The sequence below is a fragment of the Vibrio furnissii CIP 102972 genome (assembly GCF_000176175.1).
GTDB classification, from domain to species: Bacteria; Pseudomonadota; Gammaproteobacteria; order Enterobacterales; family Vibrionaceae; genus Vibrio; species Vibrio furnissii.
Genome location: NZ_ACZP01000013.1, coordinates 1215172 through 1236108, shown reverse-complemented (window position 1 = coordinate 1236108; position 20937 = coordinate 1215172). Strand labels below are relative to the sequence as shown.

At 49.8% G+C, this 20937-nt stretch carries 16 protein-coding genes and 1 tRNA gene; 11 read left to right on the top strand and 6 right to left on the bottom strand.

The window, feature by feature from the left end; all coding sequences use genetic code 11:
- The first annotated feature begins 13 nt into the window (after nucleotides 1-13).
- Both rnd and VFA_RS09695 read left to right on the top strand, forming a co-directional pair.
- Nucleotides 14-1129, top strand: a complete 1116-nt coding sequence (gene rnd / locus VFA_RS09700) for a ribonuclease D (RefSeq protein WP_014205442.1) — start codon at nucleotides 14-16, stop codon at nucleotides 1127-1129.
- A gap of 165 nt (nucleotides 1130-1294) precedes the next feature.
- Nucleotides 1295-3142 (top strand): M3 family metallopeptidase, encoded by a 1848-nt coding sequence (locus tag VFA_RS09695; protein WP_004726581.1) that lies wholly within the window; start codon nucleotides 1295-1297, stop codon nucleotides 3140-3142.
- Nucleotides 3143-3194: 52 nt separating this feature from the next.
- Here VFA_RS09695 and minE read toward each other — a convergent pair whose 3' ends face one another.
- The 3 genes from minE to minC are packed head-to-tail and all read right to left on the bottom strand — an operon-like array spanning nucleotide 3195 to nucleotide 4961.
- Nucleotides 3195-3458, bottom strand: a complete 264-nt coding sequence (gene minE, locus VFA_RS09690) for a cell division topological specificity factor MinE (RefSeq protein WP_004726580.1) — start codon at nucleotides 3456-3458, stop codon at nucleotides 3195-3197.
- A 6-nt stretch (nucleotides 3459-3464) separates the two neighbouring features.
- On the bottom strand, nucleotides 3465-4277 hold the full coding sequence (gene minD, locus VFA_RS09685; RefSeq protein ID WP_004726579.1) for a septum site-determining protein MinD: 813 nt from the start codon (nucleotides 4275-4277) through the stop codon (nucleotides 3465-3467).
- Nucleotides 4278-4298: 21 nt separating this feature from the next.
- Nucleotides 4299-4961 (bottom strand): septum site-determining protein MinC, encoded by a 663-nt coding sequence (minC, locus tag VFA_RS09680; protein ID WP_038151349.1) that lies wholly within the window; start codon nucleotides 4959-4961, stop codon nucleotides 4299-4301.
- 201 nt (nucleotides 4962-5162) lie between these two features.
- Here minC and VFA_RS09675 point away from each other — a divergent pair, with 201 nt between their 5' ends.
- The 4 genes from VFA_RS09675 (at nucleotide 5163) to VFA_RS09660 (ending at nucleotide 8952) form a co-directional block, all read left to right on the top strand.
- Nucleotides 5163-5441 carry a YcgL domain-containing protein gene (locus VFA_RS09675; protein ID WP_004726577.1) on the top strand — a complete coding sequence of 93 codons (279 nt, stop codon included), beginning with the start codon at nucleotides 5163-5165 and terminating at the stop codon, nucleotides 5439-5441.
- Nucleotides 5442-5466: 25 nt separating this feature from the next.
- Nucleotides 5467-6438, top strand: coding sequence for a lytic murein transglycosylase (locus VFA_RS09670; RefSeq protein WP_004726576.1), 972 nt, complete (start codon nucleotides 5467-5469; stop codon nucleotides 6436-6438).
- Between the two features lie 151 nt (nucleotides 6439-6589).
- The gene (locus VFA_RS09665) at nucleotides 6590-7537 is read left to right on the top strand and encodes a LysR family transcriptional regulator (RefSeq protein ID WP_004726575.1); all 948 of its coding nucleotides are present in this window, start codon (nucleotides 6590-6592) and stop codon (nucleotides 7535-7537) included.
- Nucleotides 7538-7746: 209 nt separating this feature from the next.
- On the top strand, nucleotides 7747-8952 hold the full coding sequence (locus VFA_RS09660; protein ID WP_004726574.1) for a NupC/NupG family nucleoside CNT transporter: 1206 nt from the start codon (nucleotides 7747-7749) through the stop codon (nucleotides 8950-8952).
- Between the two features lie 80 nt (nucleotides 8953-9032).
- On the opposite strand, the gene folD is transcribed toward VFA_RS09660, so the two are convergent.
- Complete coding sequence (folD, locus tag VFA_RS09655; protein ID WP_004726573.1) at nucleotides 9033-9893, bottom strand: bifunctional methylenetetrahydrofolate dehydrogenase/methenyltetrahydrofolate cyclohydrolase FolD; 861 nt, start codon at nucleotides 9891-9893, stop codon at nucleotides 9033-9035.
- Between the two features lie 201 nt (nucleotides 9894-10094).
- Between folD and VFA_RS09650 the strand changes: the two genes are divergently transcribed.
- From VFA_RS09650 to VFA_RS09630, 5 genes are all read left to right on the top strand, one after another.
- A tRNA-Arg gene (locus VFA_RS09650) sits at nucleotides 10095-10171 on the top strand.
- Nucleotides 10172-10599: 428 nt separating this feature from the next.
- Complete coding sequence (locus tag VFA_RS09645) at nucleotides 10600-12144, top strand: type I restriction-modification system subunit M (RefSeq protein ID WP_004726568.1); 1545 nt, start codon at nucleotides 10600-10602, stop codon at nucleotides 12142-12144.
- Between the two features lie 13 nt (nucleotides 12145-12157).
- Nucleotides 12158-13405 (top strand): restriction endonuclease subunit S, encoded by a 1248-nt coding sequence (locus VFA_RS23000; protein ID WP_004726566.1) that lies wholly within the window; start codon nucleotides 12158-12160, stop codon nucleotides 13403-13405.
- A 154-nt stretch (nucleotides 13406-13559) separates the two neighbouring features.
- Nucleotides 13560-16493, top strand: coding sequence for a type I restriction endonuclease subunit R (locus VFA_RS09635; RefSeq protein WP_038151346.1), 2934 nt, complete (start codon nucleotides 13560-13562; stop codon nucleotides 16491-16493).
- A gap of 419 nt (nucleotides 16494-16912) precedes the next feature.
- Nucleotides 16913-19195, top strand: a complete 2283-nt coding sequence (locus tag VFA_RS09630) for a penicillin acylase family protein (RefSeq protein WP_004726560.1) — start codon at nucleotides 16913-16915, stop codon at nucleotides 19193-19195.
- Nucleotides 19196-19258: 63 nt separating this feature from the next.
- Here the strand turns inward: VFA_RS09630 and VFA_RS09625 are convergent, their stop codons facing one another.
- Together VFA_RS09625 and VFA_RS09620 are read right to left on the bottom strand one after the other, a co-directional pair.
- Nucleotides 19259-19981, bottom strand: coding sequence for a recombinase family protein (locus VFA_RS09625; RefSeq protein WP_004726558.1), 723 nt, complete (start codon nucleotides 19979-19981; stop codon nucleotides 19259-19261).
- A 222-nt stretch (nucleotides 19982-20203) separates the two neighbouring features.
- Nucleotides 20204-20824: a LysE family translocator gene (locus VFA_RS09620; protein WP_004726556.1), complete on the bottom strand. Its 621-nt coding sequence runs from the start codon at nucleotides 20822-20824 to the stop codon at nucleotides 20204-20206.
- Nucleotides 20825-20937: the final 113 nt, after the last annotated feature.

Sequence of the window (20937 nt, the reverse complement as noted above, 5' to 3'; positions counted from 1 at the left end):
AAGCGAGCCTTTTGTGAATTATCAGATAATTGATCAACTCAACGATTTAGAACGTGTGTGTAGCCTAGCGCGAGACGCAGACGTAGTTATGCTGGACACCGAATTTGTCCGCACCCGAACGTTTTACCCGCAGCTTGGCTTGATCCAGTTGTTTGATGGTGAAAACCTGTCCCTGATCGACCCGCTTGCCATGGACGAGATGACGCCGTTTGTCGAGTTGCTGCAAGACACCTCGGTGCTGAAAGTGTTGCACGCGTGTGGGGAAGACATTGAAGTGTTCAAAACCAGTTTTGGTTGTGTGCCATTTCCAATGGTCGACACCCAGATCATGGCGGCATTTCTGGGCTACGGCCTGTCGACTGGCTTTGCGGCATTGGCGCACGATCTGCTCAATGTCGAGCTGGACAAGAGCGAGTCGCGCACCGATTGGTTAGCGCGTCCGCTGTCGCAAAAGCAGCTTGAATACGCTGCTGCTGACGTGTTCTATCTGATGCCCATGTATGAGCAACTGCTGGAAAAAGTCACGCAAGCGGGCTGGTGGGAGGCAGCGCAGCAGGAATCGGAGCTGCAAGTCGAGAAACGTACGCGCACCACCGATCCGGAGATGGTTTATCTCGACATCAAAGGTGCGTGGCAACTGAAACCGAAAGAGCTTGCGATCCTCAAACCGCTGGCGACGTGGCGTTATCAAGAAGCCATGAACCGCGATTTGGCCCTCAACTTTGTGATTCGTGAAAACGATCTGCTGACCATTGCCCGTTTGGCGCTGCGCAGCCCGAAACGCATGGAAGAAGAAGGCATCGACCCACATGCGATTCGCCGCCACAGCACCAAGATGATCAACATCGTCAAAGCCGCGTTGCAAACTCCGGCTGAACACTACCCCGAAAAAATTGTGCCACTGATGGATTACCCAGGGTACAAACAGCTGTTCAAAAAGCTCAAAGACGAAGTGAAGAATGTCTCGCAATCGTCAGGTTTGGCGACCGAGTTTTTGGCTTCGAAAAAGCAGCTGAACCAACTGCTGAGCTGGGTGTGGAATAAAGACAAAGATCCGGAAAAACTACCCGATGTGATGCAAAACTGGCGTTTGCCTCTGCTCGGTGAAAAGCTCGAAAAATTAGTGTAATTGCGAAACCGGCCTTGGGCCGGTTTTGTCTTTTTTCCCGCCGAAACATCACAGTACATGTGAGTTTACATTCGTGTTGAATCGGACTCGGGTTGAATATTTTTGGCCGCAAACAAGGCATGCCATACTCGTGACTGGTATGGACAACGTCACATAAGGAATCCCATGACAGCGACGCAATATCTCAACGATTTGAACCATCGTTATCTTCATCTTCATCGCGTGAAAGAAGACTTTTTCTGGGACACGTACATGGGCATCAGTGATGACCATGACGGCTCGACTCAGGCACAGACAGCGTGGACACAATTTCTCAGTGCTGGGGAACAGATTCAGGCCATTCGTGACCAAATCGACGCCGCGCAGGCCATTCCGGACGCGCAGGAAAAGCGCAGCACGCTGGCCGGATTGGAAGGTTGGCTGGCGATGTTTGAGTCGCATGCGCTGGAATCGGAAGCCGCGCAGCAACTGAAAGCCAAGCTGATTCAGTTTGAAGCGGATCTGTTTGAGAAAAAACAGAAGCACCCGCTGTATTACACCAATGAACAAGGTGAAGCGATCGAAGCCTCTCTGGTGACGCTGGCGGCGACCATCCGCACCAGTGATGTGGAAGCGGTGCGTCAAAGCGTGCATCAAGCGCTGCTTGAGCTGGAGCAGTGGCTGCTGCAAAACGGCTTTATCGAACTGGTGAAGATGCGCAACGAATTTGCGCGGACGCTGGGCTACCGCACTTTCTTTGATTATTCGGTGGCCAAGAAAGAGAAAATGACCAGCGATGCGCTGTTTGCCATTTTGGATGACTTTGAAGTGCGCACTCGCGACAGTCATCAGCGCAGCTTGAGCGCATTGGCCGCAGAAAAAGGCGAAAGCGCGCTGACCGGTTACAATTTCATCTTCTCATTTGCGGGTGATGTGATGCGCGATTTGGACCCGTATGTGCCATTTTCTCGTTCGCTGCGCCGTTGGGTTGAGTCGTTTGGCCGCTTGAATATCGACTATTCTGGCGCAGAACTCACTTTGGATCTGCTTGATCGAAAAGGCAAATACCCAAATGGTTTCTGCCACGGCCCGATCCCGTCGTTTTACGACCAAGGTCAATGGGTGGCGGCGAAAGTCAACTTCACCAGCAACGCTAAACCGGACCAAGTTGGCAGCGGTTACGATGGTATCAATACGCTGTTTCACGAAGGGGGCCACGCGGCGCATTTCGCCAACGTGAAATTGAACGCACCGTGTTTTTCGCAGGAGTTTGCCCCGACGTCAATGGCGTATGCCGAAACGCAGTCGATGTTCTGCGACAGCTTGCTCACCGATGCAGATTGGCTGAAAACCTATGCCTTCAATGCCCAAGGTGAAGTGGTGCCGGATGAAGTCATCAAAGCCATGGTCTACAGCCGTCAGCCATTTAAGGCGTACGAAGAGCGCAGTATTTTGTTGGTGCCGTACTTTGAACGCGCGCTGTATCAATTGCCGGATGAGGCGCTGACGCCAGCGCGCATTACGGCGCTGATGCGCGAGACGGAGCAGCGCATTATTGGTTTGGCGTGCAGTCCGCGTCCGCTGCTGGCGATTCCCCACTTGTTGTCGGACGAATCGGCATGTGCGTATCACGGCTACTTGTTGGCACACATGGCGGTTTACCAGACCCGCGCGTATTTCTTGGAGCAGTTTGGTTACTTGACCGACAACCCGCATATCGGGCCGCTATTGGCGCAGCACTATTGGCATGATGGTAACCAAGTGTCGCACAACGAGACGATCATTCGTCTTACTGGGGAAGGCTTTAACGCCAAGTATCTGGCCGACATGTGTAACCAATCTGCCGAGCAGGCGTGGCAAAGTCAGCTCAAGAAAATTGAAGGGTTGTCTGCGCGCCAGCAGGCCCCTGTCGCGTCACTCAATGCGACAATTCGCGTCGTGGATGGCGCGCAAGAGCTTGCGAGTAACGTGGTGTCCGACGAACAGATGTGCGCGCAGTTTGAGTCATATATTGCTGAGCACTACGGCTGTTAACGAAATGACGCCGTCTCACAATGAAAAAGAGCCGACTCAGTCGGCTCTTTTTTTACTTTTCGTCATCCGGTAGCTTGACGTTCAGCTCCAGCACAGAGATGTCGTCATCTTTGTGTTCAAAGGAGAGCTCAACCATGCTCGGATCAATCGCGACATATTTGGCGATCACTTTCAGAATGTCTTCTTTCAACTGAGGCAGATACGTCGGCGCTGGATCGTTCTGGCTACGACGTTCAGCGACAATGATTTGCAAACGCTCTTTGGCAAGACTGGCTGAAGTTTTCTTTTGTGGTCGGAAAAATTCAAGTAATGACATTGTGCTTTAGCCCCCAAAAAGTCGTTTAAAGATGCCTTTCTTCACTTCGGTCAGGAAACGAAACTCAACAGTTTGACCCAGCAAACGCTCGACCGTGTCGTCGTAAGCTTGGCCTGCATCGGATTGGTCGTCAAAGATCACCGGCACGCCTTTGTTCGACGCATTCAGCACCGCTTGGCTTTCTGGAATCACACCCAACAGTGGCACGTGCAGAATTTCTTCGACGTCTTCCACGCTCAGCATGTCACCTTGTGTCACACGCGCTGGGCTGTAACGTGTCAGCAGTAGGTGCTGTTTGACCGGCTCTAACCCTTGTTCCGCACGCAGTGATTTCGAATCCAGAATGCCCAGAATGCGGTCAGAGTCGCGCACAGAAGAGACTTCAGGGTTGGTGGTCACAATCGCTTCATCGGCGTAGTACAGCGCCATCAGTGCACCTTGCTCGATGCCTGCAGGTGAATCGCAGATGATGAATTCAAAGTCCATCGCTTTGAGTTCATTGAGCACACGCTGCACGCCATCTTTGGTCAGCGCGTCTTTGTCGCGGGTCTGAGAGGCGGGAAGAATGAACAGGTTTTCGTTGCGTTTATCTTTGATCAGCGCTTGGTTTAAGGTGGCTTCACCGTTGATAACGTTGACGAAGTCATACACCACGCGGCGTTCACAGCCCATGATGAGATCCAAGTTACGCAGACCGATATCGAAATCGATCACCGCAGTTTTCTTGCCCTTGAGTGCTAAGCCTGACGCAATGGCTGCGCTGGAGGTCGTTTTACCGACGCCGCCTTTTCCTGACGTAACGACAATGATGCGTGTCATTTAATAATTTCCTTTCGAATTTTAAATGGTGAGTAGTTCAAAATGGAGTGACTCTTCAGTCATGCTGAGCATCACTTTCTTCTGCCAGAACTCACTTTCAATCTGTTCACTCAGCCAGTAGTTACCCGCGATGGACACCAGCTCAGCTTGTAAATCATGACAGATAATTCTTGCTTCTTTTTGACCACTGGCGCCGGCAATTGCTCGGCCGCGCAGTGTGCCATGAATATGAATCGAGCCATCGGCAATCACTTCAGCACCGGGGCTCACGTGATTGAGGATCACTAAATCGCCATCTTTGGCGTACACCTGCTGTCCGGAGCGAATGGGCGTACGGACGATGGTGGTTGGCGCCATCTTTGCCGGCGCTTTCGCTGGGTTGTTGCTGGCGGTCATCACGGCAAAACCGGCTTCCGACGCCAACGACTGACAGCGTTTATCTTTGCAGCCCGTGACACCGACCGGGATCAAACCCGCGTCGCTAATGCCATGTTTGAGGGCGAGAAAGTCGATGTCGCCATCCACTTTCGAAATATTGATCACCACCGGTGCGTTGGCGAAGAACGCCGGGGCTTGCGCCACTTTCTGTTTCAGAAATTCGACCGTGTTGGCGATTTGGTTGTCAGAAAGGTGCAAAACTGACAAAGTAAAGCTACTACCTTTTAGGTCAGGTGTATTAGACATCGTAACGTTGACCTCAATAAACTCTTGGCTACATAGGAAAGAGCGTTGCCCGAGACTAGGGAAGTCATGTTATATTCAGCGCCTAGACGCAGCAAGTCATCTTGCGGTCAAATGAGTGATTTAGACTCAATTTTATCAAAAGTTGATCATTTATAGACAAATTCAGCCGCGACGCGGGTTCAAGACAACAAAAGGCTTCTCATGCTTTGTTCTATCTACAAAAGTTCTAAGAAAGACGGTACCTATCTCTACATCCCGAAACGCGACGATTTTTCACAGGTCCCTGACACTCTGATGCAGATGTTCGGTAAACCTGTGTTCGTGATGCTGGTGAACCTCGAAAAACGTCAGCTCGCGCAGGTGAATGTGGATAAAGTGAAAGCGTCGCTGCAAGAGCAAGGCTTCTTCTTGCAACTGCCACCACCACCAGAGAATTTGTTAGAAAAATACAAAGAAGAAAAGGCTCAGCGCAAATCCTGAGCAAGGATGACTCGGGGAGGGTATCTTGAAAAAATTATTGTCAGTGATTCTGGGATTCACACTTTCCGCACCGGTATTGGCGAACGATTTAAGCTTCGAACAATACGTCGAAGGCCTCAAACAGCAAGCGCGTCAGGAAGGCATTTCTGAGCAAATATTGAGTGACGCGTTTCACGATGTGCAATTTAAACCTCGTGCGGTGGTGGCTGACCGCAATCAGCCAGAGAAAAAGCTGACCTTGGATGAATACATTCCACGTGCTGTGCCCGCGTGGAAAGTGAACCAAGCGCAAGCACTGTACGAAAAGCATTACGATGAACTGCAACGCATTGGCAAAGCGTACGGCGTGCAGCCGCGCTTTATTGTCGCGCTGTGGGGGGTAGAAAGTAACTTTGGTGCGCACATGGGGCGTTACAAGGTGATTGATGCCTTGTCGACCATGGCGTATGAAGGTCGCCGTGAAGAGTTCTTCCGCAAAGAAACCATGGCTGCTTTGCAAATTCTGCAACAAGGCCACATCAATGCCGAGGACATGAAAGGCTCATGGGCTGGCGCGATGGGGCAATGTCAATTCATGCCGAGCTCGTTTTTGGCGTTCGCCGCCGATGGTGATGGCGATGGCAAGAAAGATATCTGGGGCAGCAAAGAAGACGTTTTTGCGTCAACCGCGAACTACCTCAGCCAATCTGGCTGGGATGATAAGTACACGTGGGGACGCCAGGTGAAGATTCCCAAAGGGTTTGATCACGCACTGGAAGGCCGTCAGGCTGAAAAAGGCAAGTACTTGCAAGAGTGGAGCAAACTGGGCATCACACGTTATGACGGTCAGCCGCTGCCGAAACTCGATGAAGACGTGAAAGCGTGGCTGATCATGCCGGATGATGAAAGTGGTCGTATTTATCTGGTGTACAACAACTACAATGTTCTGATGAAGTGGAACCGCTCGTATTACTTTGCGCTCGCGGTGAGCCATTTAGCGGACCGCATCAAGTTTTAACCTCAAAGGGCTCGCGAGAGCCCTTATTGCTAATTACCGATTACTTATCGCTGATTAGTTATGACAGATTACTTATGACTGATTGCGTCTCGCTTTCAGCCCATCCCCAACATCGCGCTGTTCGATGTTGCAAGCCACAACAGGAGTTGCCGTGTTAGCCGACCGAGCCAGTCAGATGGTGATGTTCGCCGCGTTAATCAAACATCAGAGCTTTACGGCTGCGGCGCGCAATTTGGGCGTGTCGGTGTCGCATGTCAGTAAGCAACTGGCGCAACTGGAAGCCTCGGTGGGGATTAAACTGGTGCAGCGTACCACGCGCAGTTTTACCATCACCGAAGCGGGGGAGTCTTTCTACCGCCATTGTGAGCAGTTGGTAGCGCTGGTGAGCGATGCGGACAACGAACTGGTGAACCAGCGCGAAGAAGTTTCGGGGCTGCTGCGGCTGGGCTTGTCTCAATCATTTGGCTCGCTGCATGTGCTGCCTGCACTGGAAGAGCTGCGTCAGCAGTATCCGAATTTGCAGGTTGAAGTGCACCTGTTCGACTACAAGATTGACATGTTGAGCGAAGGGCTCGATTTGTGGATCACCAGCAATGAACACCTGCCGGAAGGTTATATTGCTCAGCGCCTTGCGGAGTGCAAATTTGTCGTGGCGGCGTCGCCAGATTACCTACTGCATCATTCGACGCCGCAATTACCCAACGATCTGTTGGATCACAATTGTTTGATCTATCGCAGTTGGGATCGAGACTACACACGCTGGGCATTTCGTAACCGTGAGCAGCAGTTGAGCATCAAAGTTTCCGGCAACTATTCGGTCGATTTGGCTGAAGCGGTGCGCGATGCGGCGGTGTCTGGGTGGGGGATTGCGTATTTGGCGACTTACCTCATCCGCGATGAATTTCGCACGGGCAAACTAATTCAGCTGTTGCCGGACTGGCAAGCGAGTCAAAACATGCCATTTTATGCGGTGTATCCAAGTCGGCAGCATCTCCCGAAGAAAACCTCAGCGGTGATTGAATTCCTCAAGCAGAAAATTGGCGAACCGTGTTATTGGGATACGAAACTGGAACCGTATGTTCGCTTGCCGATGTTGTGAGCGATTATTTCTCGGTCTCAAAACATTTTTTCTATATGGAAAAACAAGACAAAAGCAAACGTTTAATAAACGTAAAATCAATGAGTTAATCTTCACGCTCATTTCTCCTCTTTTCTGAACACACGCAATTAACAAACTCGAGTTGCGCACACGTTTTCCTGCTATACAATCCGACGCCTTTCCGGTTTCCCTTTTATTTGGATGGCGTTATGTCTTCTCTCATTGGTGTTGTGGCAATCTTGGTGATTGCTTGGCTACTTTCTACAGATAGAAAAAATATTAATCTGCGTACGGTTGCGGGTGCATTTGCGCTGCAAGTGATTTTTGCGCTGTTGGTGCTGTACGTGCCAGCGGGCAAAGAAGTACTGCATACCGTGACGGAAAGTGTGTCGAATCTGATCAACTACGGCCAGGAAGGCATTGCGTTTATTTTTGGTGGCCTTGCGACCGGCAGCGTCGGTTTTGTGTTCGCCGTGAACGTGCTGGGCATCATCGTGTTCTTCTCCGCCCTGATCTCGGGCTTGTACCACATTGGCTTGATGCCGAAAGTGATCAACCTGATCGGCGGTGGCATTCAAAAGCTGCTGGGCACTGGCCGTGCGGAGTCGCTGTCTGCAACTGCCAACATCTTTGTAGGCATGGTCGAAGCGCCGCTGGTGGTTAAACCGTACCTGAAGCAGATGAGTGATTCACAATTCTTCGCAGTGATGACCTGTGGTTTGGCATCGGTTGCGGGCGGTACGTTGGTGGGCTATGCCTCACTGGGTGTGGATTTGAGCTACCTGATCGCGGCGGCGTTTATGTCTGCGCCTGCGGGTTTATTGATGGCCAAGTTGCTGGTACCAGAGCAAGGCACTGTTGATGTGCACGTGGATACCAACGAGCTGGATCTGCCAAAAGCGACCAACGTGGTGGAAGCCGTGGCTGATGGTGCGATGTCGGGTGTTCGTATCGCGGTTGCCGTGGGCGGAACGCTGCTGGCGTTTGTCAGTGTGATTGCGCTGCTTAACGGTATGCTGGGTTGGGTCGGTGGCCTGTTTGGTATCGAACTGAGCTTCCAACTGATTTTAGGTTACCTGTTCGCCCCACTGGCGTGGCTGATTGGTATTCCATGGAACGAAGCCATCACCGCAGGGTCGCTGATCGGCAATAAGATCGTGGTCAACGAGTTTGTGGCCTTCATCCAACTGATGGACGTGAAATCGCAATTGAGCGCTCACTCGCAAGCGATCGTCACTTTTGCCTTGTGTGGCTTTGCCAACATTTCCAGCATGGCGATTCTGATTGGTGGTCTGGGCAGCTTGGTGCCTGAGCGCCGCAGCTTTATCTCAAAATACGGTTTTCGTGCCATTGCCGCTGGCGTTCTGGCCAACCTGATGAGTGCGTCGATTGCTGGTGTGATTTTGTCGCTGTAATCGCAAGCGTTATTCGACGTCCGATAAAAAAGAACCCCAGCCTTGGCTGGGGTTTTGTTTTTGGAACTTGTTAAACAGCATCACTTATTGGTGTGGTACTGCTCGCAGGCCAGCATGGTGTTTTCGATCAGGCTGGCAACGGTCATTGGGCCAACACCACCCGGAACCGGGGTGATGAAGCTGGCGCGCGTGCGCGCTACATCGTATTCCACATCACCAATCAGTTTACCGGTATCGAGGCGGTTGATGCCGACATCGATCACCACGGCGCCTTCTTTAATCCACGCGCCAGGAATGAAGTTCGGTTTACCCACTGCAACCACCAGCACATCGGCTTGACGAACGTGGTGTTCGAGATCTTTGGTGAAACGGTGACAGGTGGTGGTGGTACAACCGGCCAGTAACAGTTCCAGTGTCATCGGGCGACCGACAATGTTGGACGCACCCACGATGACTGCGTGTTTGCCGCGTAGTGGAATGTTGTAACGATCCAGCAGCGTGATGATGCCTTTCGGTGTGCAAGAGCGCAGTTTGGGAATGCGCTGCGCCAAACGACCCACGTTGTATGGGTGGAAACCGTCGACGTCTTTTTCGGGAATGATGCGCTCTAACACGTGTGTTGAATCGATGCCCGCAGGCAGCGGCAACTGAACCAGAATGCCGTCGATTTCAGGATCATTGTTCAACTGTTCGACCAGCGTTAACAGTTCTTCTTCGGTTGCAGTAGCGGGTAAGTCAAACGACTTCGACACAAATCCGACTTCCTCACAAGCGCGGCGTTTGCTGCCTACATACACTTGAGACGCGGGGTCTTCACCCACTAAAACCACAGCCAGACCAGGCGCACGCAGCCCTGCTTGAGTGCGCGCCTTAACACGGGCCGCAACTTCGGAACGTACTGTCTGTGAAATGAGTGTTCCATCAATATTTTGAGCAGTCATGACTTTCCTTACACATTCGTAGTGAAAATTTTTGCGCGCATTGTCGCAGATATTTTGAAGAACATCTATAAGCAAACGTTTGCTTTGTTCTGTTTTTCAGCACATATTGATTGAGTGACAAAATTTTGCTCATTTGAAACATAATGTTAGACAAAGCCGTTGATTTCACCTTTCTAACTCGTATAATCCTGTCCCTGTAGCGCGCCCTTAGCTCAGCTGGATAGAGCACGTCCCTTCTAAGGATGTGGTCGTAGGTTCGAATCCTACAGGGCGTGCCATTTATTCTATAAGGCCTGACAGCTTATCAAGTTGTCAGGCCTTTGTCGTTTTGGGTATTTCGTTTTAGGTATGTATTGTCGGCTTAACCGTTGGTTAAGCTTGTCGCTGAATGTCATCATCTGTAATGAATACAAAACGTAGCCTCTTTTCGCCGCCAGATCTTTGAGCCTTAAAACGCAAACCAGCCACCGCGTGCAATGAGCAGTTTTCTCATCACAGCAATGTCAGGCTTTGTCTGTATTGAACCAATTATTCGTTTGAAAACCAAAGATGAACAGCGCGATGACAAAGTAATGGCCAACATGAACGGGTAGGTAGATAGGTCATCGTGGCTCATTGACCGTTTATGCAATTACTTCAAGTTAAGCCAATAACCCTCTGATATAATGCTGCTAATTTACGTTTGTACTTATTTCACAGGTAAACCATGGTTCAACAACACCAACAAGCACTGCAAAAACAGCTCTGGAACATTGCCAACACGCTGCGTGGCAATATGTCGGCAGATGACTTTCGTGACTATATTCTGGGGCTGATCTTCTACAAGTACCTATCAGATAAGCTAAACCGTTACTGTGATGAGCTACTTGCCGAAGATGGCGTTACCTTTGTTGGCGCTGCTGATGATCAAGAGCTGATCCATGAATTGCGAGAAGAGTGTGTCGAGAACCTGGGGTACTTTATTGCGCCTAAGCAGCTTTTCTCAAGCCTCGCGGCGCGCGGTCAAAAACAGGAGTTCATTATTGATGAGCTTGACCGTGTCCTTGCAGATATTGAGCAATCTACCACAACAGCGGACTCTGCTGACGACTTCAATGGTTTGTTTGAAGAGTTAGACCTTAACTCAAGCAAATTAGGTAAAAACCCAGATGCACGGAATAAGCTCATCAGTCAGGTCTTGGTTCACCTCGATAACATCGACTTCCACCTAGAAAACACCGAGATTGATTTGCTGGGTGATGCTTATGAATACCTCATCGGTCAGTTTGCTTCTGGTGCGGGTAAAAAGGCGGGTGAGTTCTACACGCCGCAACAGGTGAGTAAGATTCTCGCGAAGCTTGTTAGCCTCGATGGGAATGTGAAATCGGTATACGACCCGACTTGTGGCTCAGGCTCACTGCTACTGCGTGTTGCGCGTGAAGTGGGTAGCCACAACCTTGAGTTTTGTGGTCAGGAGCAGAACCCAAGCACTTATAACCTCGCACGTATGAACATGCTGATGCACGGTGTGCGTTACGATAAGTTCGACATCAAAAACGATGACACCCTAGAGCACCCAATGCACCTAGAGAAGCGGTTTGATGCAGTAGTCGCAAACCCGCCATTTTCAGCCAACTGGAGTGCCAACGAGCTGCACCTAAACAGTGAACGCTTCGCCGATTACGGCAAACTTGCGCCTAAGACCAAAGCGGATTTTGCTTTTGTTCTGCATATGATCCATCAATTGAATGAAACGGGCACACTAGCCGTGGTTGTTCCTCATGGTATCCTTTTCCGTGGCGCAGCAGAAGGGCACATCCGTCAGCACCTGATTGAGAAAAAGAACTACCTCGATGCCGTGATTGGCTTACCTGCGGGTATCTTCTTCGGCACAGGTATCCCAACGTGTATTCTTGTTTTCAAGAAAAACAGAAAGCATGCTGACAATGTGCTATTTATCGACGCCTCTAACCACTTCGAAAAAGGTAAAGCGCAAAACTTTATGCGTGATGCAGACGTCGAGCGCATCGTTGAAGCCTACAGCAAGCGTGAATCCGTCGAAAAATTTGCTCATGTTGCCAAACTATATGAGATTGCCGAGAACGACTACAACCTCAATATTCCGCGTTACGTGGACACATTTGAAGAAGAAGAGCCTGTTGATCTGGATGCGGTGGCGTCTGACCTTGCTCTGCTAGAAACGAAGATGCACTCAGTGGATGCTGATATTGCTGACTTCTGCTCTCAGCTCAACATCAAGGCTCCTTTTTAAGGGGAAGGTGATTATGACAGCACAAATGAATGTACCGAAGCTGAGGTTTGGCTGCTTTAGTGATACTTGGGAACAAAAAAGTATTACGGAAGTCGCTACGAAAGTTACAGATGGTACGCACGACACCCCAAAACCTGTAGAAAGTGGTATGCCTTATATCACGGCAATACATGTTAAAGATGGGTCTATTGACTTTGATAATTGCTACTACGTAACCCCTGAAGTTCATCAAGCTATATATAAGCGTTGTAACCCTGAAAAGGGGGATCTGTTGTTAGTCAATATTGGAGCTGGTACTGCGACATGTGCAATCAACACATATGACGCTGAGTTCAGTATGAAAAATGTCGCTCTGATAAAGCCTGATAGGGAGATAATAGACCCTTATTTTCTTGAGCAAATCCAACGAAAGTCGACGGCTAGGCTATTTCATCGTTTGACATCGGGAGGGGCGCAGCCTTTCTTTTCTCTCAAGGAAATTAAAAAGCTCATACACAATTACCCAAATCTCCCAGAACAACAAAAAATCGCCTCATTCTTATCAAAGGTCGATGAGAAAATCACGCTACTCACCGAGAAGAAAGCCAAACTCACCGAGTACAAGAAAGGTGTGATGCAGCAGTTGTTCAATGGCAAGTGGGATGAACAAGACGGGCAGCTAATCTTTATCCCACCGACACTGCGTTTTAAGGCAGATGACGGTAGCGAATTTCCTGATTGGACGAAAAGTACATTGGGAGACATCGGTAAAGTTAAAATGTGTAAACGCATCATGGCAAACCAAACATCAGAGAATGGGGACATCCCCTTTTTCAAAATAGGCACCTTCGGTAGAGAGCCAGATGCATTCATATCGCAAGAGCTATATGACGAATATCGTCACAAATTCTCATTTCCAAATGTTGGTGATATTTTGATGTCGGCATCTGGTACTCTCGGTAGAACGGTTGTTTATGATGGTAGCCCTGCATACTTTCAGGACTCCAATATTGTCTGGATAGAGAATGACGGCAGCTTTACAACTAACGAGTTCCTTTTTTACGTATATCAGATAGTTAAGTATCAGTCTGAAGGTGGAACGATACAAAGGCTTTATAACAACATCATTATGAGTGCTGTGTTCGACAACCCATCACTTAAAGAACAGAAAAAGATCGTGAAGTTTTTATCCGCAATCGACCAGAAAATCGATCTAGCCAACTCAGAGCTTGAAAAAGCCAAAGAGTGGAAGAGGGGCTTATTACAACAAATGTTCGTTTAACTTTGCTAATTGAACTGTCAGCGGCGTTAACTCACCCTAGTCACATAGGCAAGCTATGCTCCTAGGGCTTCGCTCAATTGCTGCCTTGTTGACAGCCCAATTATCTGCGTTAAAAAGTAGGTAATCGTTAGTTGGATTGATAAATAGAAGAATGATGAGCACACAATCAGAAGCACAACTTGAAAAAGAGCTAATCGATCAGCTTGTCGCTGCCGATTTCAAACCTGTCGATATTGGCAACGCTGAGGCGCTAAAAGCAAACCTCAAAACTCAGCTTGAGAAAGCCAACGGCGTAATGCTCACCGAACGTGAGTTTGACAGTGTGCTCATCAAGCTTGAAAAGGGTAACATTTTCGATAAATCCAAGCGTTTGAAAGGCAAGGTGGACGTCACTCGTGAAGATGGCACCACCGATTACCTGACGTTGTTGTTTGATGATGCAAGCAAAAACCGCTTCCAAGTCACCAATCAAATCACCATTCAAGGTAAGTACGAGAACCGCTACGACGTCACCATCCTAGTCAATGGTTTACCACTGGTTCAAATTGAACTCAAACGCCGAGGCGTTGAACTGGCGGAAGCCTTCAACCAGATCAAGCGCTACGATAAGCACAGCTATGGCGCGCAAGGTGCGCTGTTCAATTATGTGCAGTTGTTTGTTATCTCCAATGGTGTCAACACCAAATACTTTTCGAATAACCGTGAGTTTTCGTTTAAGCAAACCTTCCACTGGACGGATGTTGAAAACAACAAGATTAGCGCACTGCCTCAGTTTGCGGACGCTTTCTTAAATCAGCCACACCTGACTAAAATGCTGAGTCGCTACATCGTACAGAACGAGTCAGGTAAGTTTTTGATGGTGCTGCGCCCGTACCAATTCTATGCGGTAGAAGCGATCATTCATCAGGTAAAGACCAACAATAATCACGGTTACATTTGGCACACCACCGGCAGTGGTAAGACATTGACCAGTTTCAAAACGGCTCAGATCCTCTCTACGCTTGAAGATGTGGATAGAGTGGTATTTGTCGTTGACCGTAAAGACCTCGATTACCAAACTGCCAAAGAGTTTGATGCATTTTTAAGAGGCAGTGTCGACAGCACGGGGAATACCAAAAGCCTACTGAATCAGTTCCTCGGTTTACGACCTGTACCGAAAAAAGTGGCGAGCGCTACAGGTCATAGCGCCAATGATGGTGAAGCGCTGCCGCAAGTTGCAGAGTATGCGCCGATCTATAGCAATAAAGTGAATCGAATCAATAAGCTGACCATCACGACGATTCAAAAGCTGAATAACTTGATTACTAAGCCTCGTTTCAAAAATCAGGTTGAACACTTACGTCAAGAACGAGTGGTATTTATCTTTGATGAATGCCACCGCAGCCAATTTGGCGAAACGCACCAGAACATCGTCGAGTTCTTTGAAAAAGCGCAACTATTTGGTTTTACCGGAACCCCGATCTTTGCCAAAAATGCGACCGCTAAGAAAGTGGAAGGCAAGGGAACACAAAAGCGAACGACCAAGGATCTGTTTGGTGAACGGCTTCATAGCTATGTGATTGTTGATGCCATCAAGGACGACAACGTGCTGCCATTTGCCATTGAGTATTACGGTAAGCTGAAACATAAAAACAACGGCATGGATGTCGATGTCAGCAGTATTGATGTTGCGGAGTTCTTTAGCTCTCCACAGCGTATTCAACAAGTGTGTGAGCACATCATTGGTATCCATGGTCATAAAACCAAACGTAAGTTTAACGCCATGCTATGTGTGGCGAGTGTGCCTGATCTCATCACCTACTACGACACCTTCAAAACCCTTAAAGAAGAGGGCAAGCATAAGCTCAACATTGGTACGATCTTTAGCTATGGCGTCAATGAGGAAGAAGAGTTCGAAGGCGAGGTCAATGTGAAGGGCTTAGCGGAAGCGAATGCCAAGGTGCATAGCCGAGACAAGTTGGACGCTTACATCGAAGACTATAACCAGCAGTTTGGTACGAGCTATTCGACCCAAGATACCGACAGTTTCTACAACTACTACAAAGATCTCTCTAACCGCACGAAGAACGGTGAAGTTGATATCTTGCTGGTGGTGAATATGTTCCTGACAGGCTTCGACGCCCCCGGCTTGAACACCATCTATGTCGATAAAAACCTTCAGTATCACGGGCTAGTACAAGCGTTCTCCCGCACCAACCGCTTAAATGGCACGGTGAAATCGCATGGTAATGTGATGTGTTACCGCAACCTCAAACCGCAAGCAGACGAGGCGTTTACGCTGTTCTCAAACAAGCAGCCAATCGAGTTCATTGAAATACCAGACCTCAACGGTTTAACAAAAGACTTTGCGAAAGCATTGGACGCGTTAAAAGCAATCGCGCCTGATGTTCAAAGTGTCGATGACTTGCCTGACGAGGACATGCAAGCGGGCTTTATTAAGCAATTCCGTATCTTGATGCGCTTAAAGAACCAGCTAGAGACATTTAGCGACTTCGACATTGAAGCGCTTGGCATGTCTGAGCAAGAGTTCGTTGACTACGCCTCGAAATACAGCGATTTAGCCCGAGAGCTCAAGAAAGGTCCGGTAGATAAAGCATCTATCTTAGCGGACATCGACTTCGAGCTAGAGCTACTTCAGCGAGATGAAGTCAACGTTAGCTATATTCGTCACTTATTGATGACAATGTTCGAAGAATCTAGTGAAGAAGCGAAAGAGAAGAAGCGCCAAGTTATCGCAAACTTGTTAGCGACGGAGCCGACGTTGTATAGCAAGCGTTCACTCATTGAAGATTTTATCGAGAAGAGCATGCAAGGCTTAGTGCAAGGTTCTGAGTTCGATGAGTACATCGAAGCGCAGAAGCAAAAGAAACTGAGCCAAATCGTGCAAGAAGAGAAGCTTGATGTCGAAAAGTTCAGCGAAATGGTGACGAGCATCGAGAATGGTTTAAGCGTAGACAGCTTGAAGTCAGATGACATTGCACAGCTAACGACAGAGAAGATGACGTTTAGAACTCGCAGAACGATTTTGCCAAGGATCGCAGAGAGGCTAAAGGGCTTCGCTGCGACATTTATTGAAGGGTTTCATTAAGCATGGGCAAGGCTACAACGATAAGTTGTAGCCTATCCTAATATCTGCCTTTCGTATTCCCTCACATGTACTTCAACCACATGCCAAATAGTCACCTCCTCTCCATTGACTTCAAAGACTTTTGCATTTATCGATGCGATCGCTGTCAACATCGGTTTTTCCAGCAATACCTATTTCATCAGTTCCTTTCGTCATTGTTTGGGCGACACACCGTTGCAGTACCGTAAGCGTTATTTGGCATCTCTGGTTGAGTCTGACCGCTGAGTCTAATGGCGTGCATCAAGCGATCCTTGGAACGAAAAGCCGCCCACAAAGCACTTAAAGTTGATCTGCACAGGGGAATTTGTGCAAATGATATGTGTTATCATTCTCGTTAAATTTTCTAAGACAATGTGATACGACAGGCAGGCTTTAACGGTATGAATCAACACGAATGGGATCAGGTCAATATTCGTTGGACGGATCATGATGTTCCGCACATCGAAGCGCAGAATTACGCAAGTTTGGGTTTTGGTTACGGTTACGTGCATGCGCGCGACCGCTTGTGTGAGCTCTCCGGGCAGGTGATCACCTTGCGGGGGGAGCGCTCAAAACATTATGGTGCAGAGCGTTTCTCCACCATCGGTTTTCTCAAAACCACCAACTTGAATTCCGACCTGATGTTTCGTTTACGTCTGCCGCCTGAGTGGGTCGAAAATGAACTGGCAAAACTCGGCCCGCAAACGCGTGAGTACGTGCAGGGCTACGTGCGCGGATTGAATCACTATGTGGATCAGATGCCAGCAGAGGAGAAACAGCGTTGGCACGCCGATGAGCCACTGGTGACCTTTACCGAGCAAGACGTGGTGAGGGCTGCGATGCGTTTTGGCATTATGAAAGAGCTGGTGGAAATTGGCCCGCACCTTGTTTCGTCGGCGCAGCAATGGCGTGCGGAATCTGCACCTGACACGGCTGATTCACCGCATGCGACACCGGTTGAAGTGGAGGGTGGATTTGGCAGTAACGCCTGGGCATTTGGTGGCGATGTTGTCGCCGGAGACAGTGCTATATTGCTTGGTAACCCCCATTCGGCCTGGAAAAGAACGCCGCATCAGCAACGCATTTACATGCATCAATACCATTTGACCATTCCCGGCGAGCTAGACGTCGCAGGCACGTCATTTCTTGGTTTCCCGCTCCCGATGACTGGCTATAACGCCGATGTGGCGTGGAGCATTTTAGATGCGGCATCGGTGACGCCGTTTGTGCTGCAGAAAATGGCGATTCACACGTCAGGCAATACACTGAGCTATCGAGTCGATGGTGAAAACCGTCTATTATCGATTCGCGCCGTGGCGGTTGAGGTGCTCGAAGCCTCTGGCGAGATCGCGACACGCCATTATGAGTTCCTTGAATCAGAACTGGGTGTGCTCTATCACCTGCCGACTCGCGCGGGTAAACCGCAAGGTTGGTATGCCATCACCAACCCCGGAGAGCAGAATGCGCGCGGGCTGGATCAGTTTCTGGCAGCGGCGAAAACCACGTCGACCCGAGACTTTGTTGCGGCCATCGAATCGCAGCGGGGGATTTTGTGCCAGTTGGTGGTGGCCGACCGCCACGGCGAGGTGGCTTATGTGGTCGCGGGTAACGTGCCGCCGCTGAATGATGATGCCATGGCCCAGCGCCATGTTGGCGATGCGGAATCGGCGTTTAATGTGCTGGATGGTACGCGCTCCGATGCTTTTTTGCGTGGCAGCGATGGCCGACCATTGCTGGCGCCAGCGTCGTTTTACCCGATGGTTATCTCGCGCGGTATCATTCAAAACACCAACAACAGCTATAAGTTTTCTGAATACGGGACAGTTCAACCGGACTTTCCGTCGGTATTTGGCCAGCATAAAGCGGCGTATCAAGTGGGTAAACACATTGCCGCCGGGCTGCGTTATGACCCAAGGTTGATCATGTCAACGCGCCGACTGGATGAACTTACGGCCGAAGGTTCCATCACGCCAGACAAGGTGTTGCCGATCATCTTTGATAACCGCAACTACGCCGCAGAAACGTTTCTTGATCTGATCTTAAGCGTTGGGCGCGTTTCTGCTTCCGCCACGGTGTGCCAAGCGTGCGAAGTGCTGAGTCGATGGGATCGCAAAAACAATGCGACCAGCCAAGGCGCGCTGTTATTCCATCTATTCTGGAACCGTATGGTGCAACTCAATGTGTTGAACGTCCCCAACAGTGGCGATCCGACACTGGGCTCTCAACTGGATACCCGTGAGGCGAATGGACCGGTCATCACACAGGCGTTGGCCGATGCCGTTGATGAGCTGAACACGTTGGGATTTGTGCTCGATACCGCGTGGGGCGAGGCGCTGTTTGAGACGGCGGATAACTCCAAAATCGCCTTGCATGGCGGCTCGTATCAAGAAGGGCTCCTCAATGGCGAAATGCCCGCACCGCTCGATAAAAACGGTTTTCCGCATATTTTGTTTGGCAGTGCGTATATCCAGTTGGCGACGTGGGATGAGCAGGGTATCACCGTCCAAGGCATCCTCAGCCACGGCCAGCGGGATGGCGTTGAATCTCTGGGCAGAACAACGCAGTTGCAGCAGTTTGCCCATAAACAACTGCACGACATTCCCTTTACCGCAGCGCAACTCGACGCGGCAACGTTCACCGCAACTGCGTCGCTGCGGATGAGTTCGTGTACCATCTTCGAATGATTTGATTCAAATAAAAAACGGCACCATCAGGCGCCGTTTGGTTTCCTGACGTTTGTCGGGATCTTATGTTTCGCTGTCCGTTGGGCGGCCTCGGTGTCGACGACCTTCACCACGACCTTCGCCACGGTGATCGCCGCGATGCATCACATGACGGTGGTGGGCGTGGCGGCCATGACCGCGGCGACGCAGTGCGCCTTCGTCATCGTGTTCGCTGACGCGGCTTTTGACGCGTTTCACGGTCGACAGGCTGCAATCGCAGATTTGTGCGACTTCTTCCAGTGTTTTGCCTTCTAGCAGCAGGCCTGCGATTTTCATGTGTTTCTCTTTGTTGGCCGGGCGGCCGCGGAATTTCTCTTTCCACGCGCGGTCATCTTCGCGCAGGGCGCGGCGGCCCATTTCTGCGGCGTGTAAGCGATGGCGCGTGTCCGCTTGTCCATACCCTTCCAGCACCAGTGCAATCGCGGCGGCGGTTTCGCTGCCCGGAGCCACCGTCATGGCGGGTTTGGTAGTTTTGAGCGTGATGTTTTTCTCCATCAGCAGTTGCAATACGTGTTGGCACTGCTGGAAATCTTTGCTGATGCTGCTCAGCCAGTTGACGGCCAGTGTGTCGCCGCTTTGCAGTGTGTCGACTAAGGCAACAAAGTCTGGGCGTTCCATGGCTGGCATACGGCCGCGAGCGGAATCTTCAATGTGTGTGGCGTCGGGGAAGGCCGCTTTGAGCGCTTCCATATCTTGCTGGAAATCTGGGTTGCGTGGCGAGAAGCGCGAGTAGGTATAGATAGTCATTTCATTACCTTTTGGTTTATTTGATGTTATAGCTCATAAATATACGCGCTTGAATTCCGCTGTAAACACCAAATGAACCAATAGGGTTTTCTCTCGAGTGCTAACTTTTACATTAATGATTGAATTTAATGAGTATTTTTGATGTGTAAAGTCATGTAAAGAAAGCGGCGCAAGGCCGCTTCGATAGGTCATAAATTATAAAGGCTGTTTAACTCACAACGTTTAGCTGACAAACAGCCAAATGCCTACGGCCATCATCAGGGAACCGGAAACGCGATTCATCACGCGAACATTTTGCGATTTGCCCAAGGCGCGTTTTAACCCTTTACCGCCAGTGGCGTAGAGCGTCATACACACAAATTCGGACACCATGATGATCGACACCAGGAAAATTAATTGTGGTGTCAGGCTGGTCGATTGGTCGATAAATGGCGGTAGCAACGAGATCATAAACGCCCAGCCTTTCGGGTTGGCGATCGCGGTGACAAAGCCCTGAACAATTAAGCCCCAATCGCTGCCCTGATAGTGCGTGTCGGACTCGGAAGTGAGCGCCAATTTGCCTTTTGAGCGCCACATTTGTACACCGAGGTAAAACAGATAGCAGGCACCGACGGTTTTAAAGGCCGTAAACAGCCACGGGTAATTGAGCATGACGGCTGCAATTCCCACCACAGCCGCGACGGCAACCAATGCTACGCCAATCAACTCGCCAATCATCATCCATAGCGTGCGTTTGTAGCCGATACTCATGCCAAGAGTCAGGGCCAGTGTCATGCACATGCCCGGCGTGATTGAGACCAAAAAGAAGGTGGGAATAAACATGCCCAGAAGTGCGGTGTTCATGAAGGGCTCCAAATGAAAAGAGGACGACAAAGGCCAAACAATAAGCGCAGCCGCGCGAATGCGCAATACGATTCACACGCTGGCAACATGAGATTTAGTTATAGTCACTATAC

What these genes read in the sequence shown, in the direction of transcription:
- VFA_RS09675 (WP_004726577.1), top strand. Translation starts at nt 5,163, where the DNA reads ATGCTTTGTTCTATCTACAAAAGTTCTAAGAAAGACGGTACCTATCTC.
- VFA_RS09660 (WP_004726574.1), top strand. Translation starts at nt 7,747, where the DNA reads ATGTCTTCTCTCATTGGTGTTGTGGCAATCTTGGTGATTGCTTGGCTA.
- VFA_RS09635 (WP_038151346.1), top strand. Translation starts at nt 13,560, where the DNA reads ATGAGCACACAATCAGAAGCACAACTTGAAAAAGAGCTAATCGATCAG.
- minD (WP_004726579.1), bottom strand. Translation starts at nt 4,277, where the DNA reads ATGACACGCATCATTGTCGTTACGTCAGGAAAAGGCGGCGTCGGTAAA.
- VFA_RS23000 (WP_004726566.1), top strand. Translation starts at nt 12,158, where the DNA reads ATGACAGCACAAATGAATGTACCGAAGCTGAGGTTTGGCTGCTTTAGT.
- folD (WP_004726573.1), bottom strand. Translation starts at nt 9,893, where the DNA reads ATGACTGCTCAAAATATTGATGGAACACTCATTTCACAGACAGTACGT.
- VFA_RS09645 (WP_004726568.1), top strand. Translation starts at nt 10,600, where the DNA reads ATGGTTCAACAACACCAACAAGCACTGCAAAAACAGCTCTGGAACATT.
- VFA_RS09620 (WP_004726556.1), bottom strand. Translation starts at nt 20,824, where the DNA reads ATGAACACCGCACTTCTGGGCATGTTTATTCCCACCTTCTTTTTGGTC.
- VFA_RS09625 (WP_004726558.1), bottom strand. Translation starts at nt 19,981, where the DNA reads ATGACTATCTATACCTACTCGCGCTTCTCGCCACGCAACCCAGATTTC.
- minE (WP_004726580.1), bottom strand. Translation starts at nt 3,458, where the DNA reads ATGTCATTACTTGAATTTTTCCGACCACAAAAGAAAACTTCAGCCAGT.
- VFA_RS09695 (WP_004726581.1), top strand. Translation starts at nt 1,295, where the DNA reads ATGACAGCGACGCAATATCTCAACGATTTGAACCATCGTTATCTTCAT.
- VFA_RS09630 (WP_004726560.1), top strand. Translation starts at nt 16,913, where the DNA reads ATGAATCAACACGAATGGGATCAGGTCAATATTCGTTGGACGGATCAT.
- minC (WP_038151349.1), bottom strand. Translation starts at nt 4,961, where the DNA reads ATGTCTAATACACCTGACCTAAAAGGTAGTAGCTTTACTTTGTCAGTT.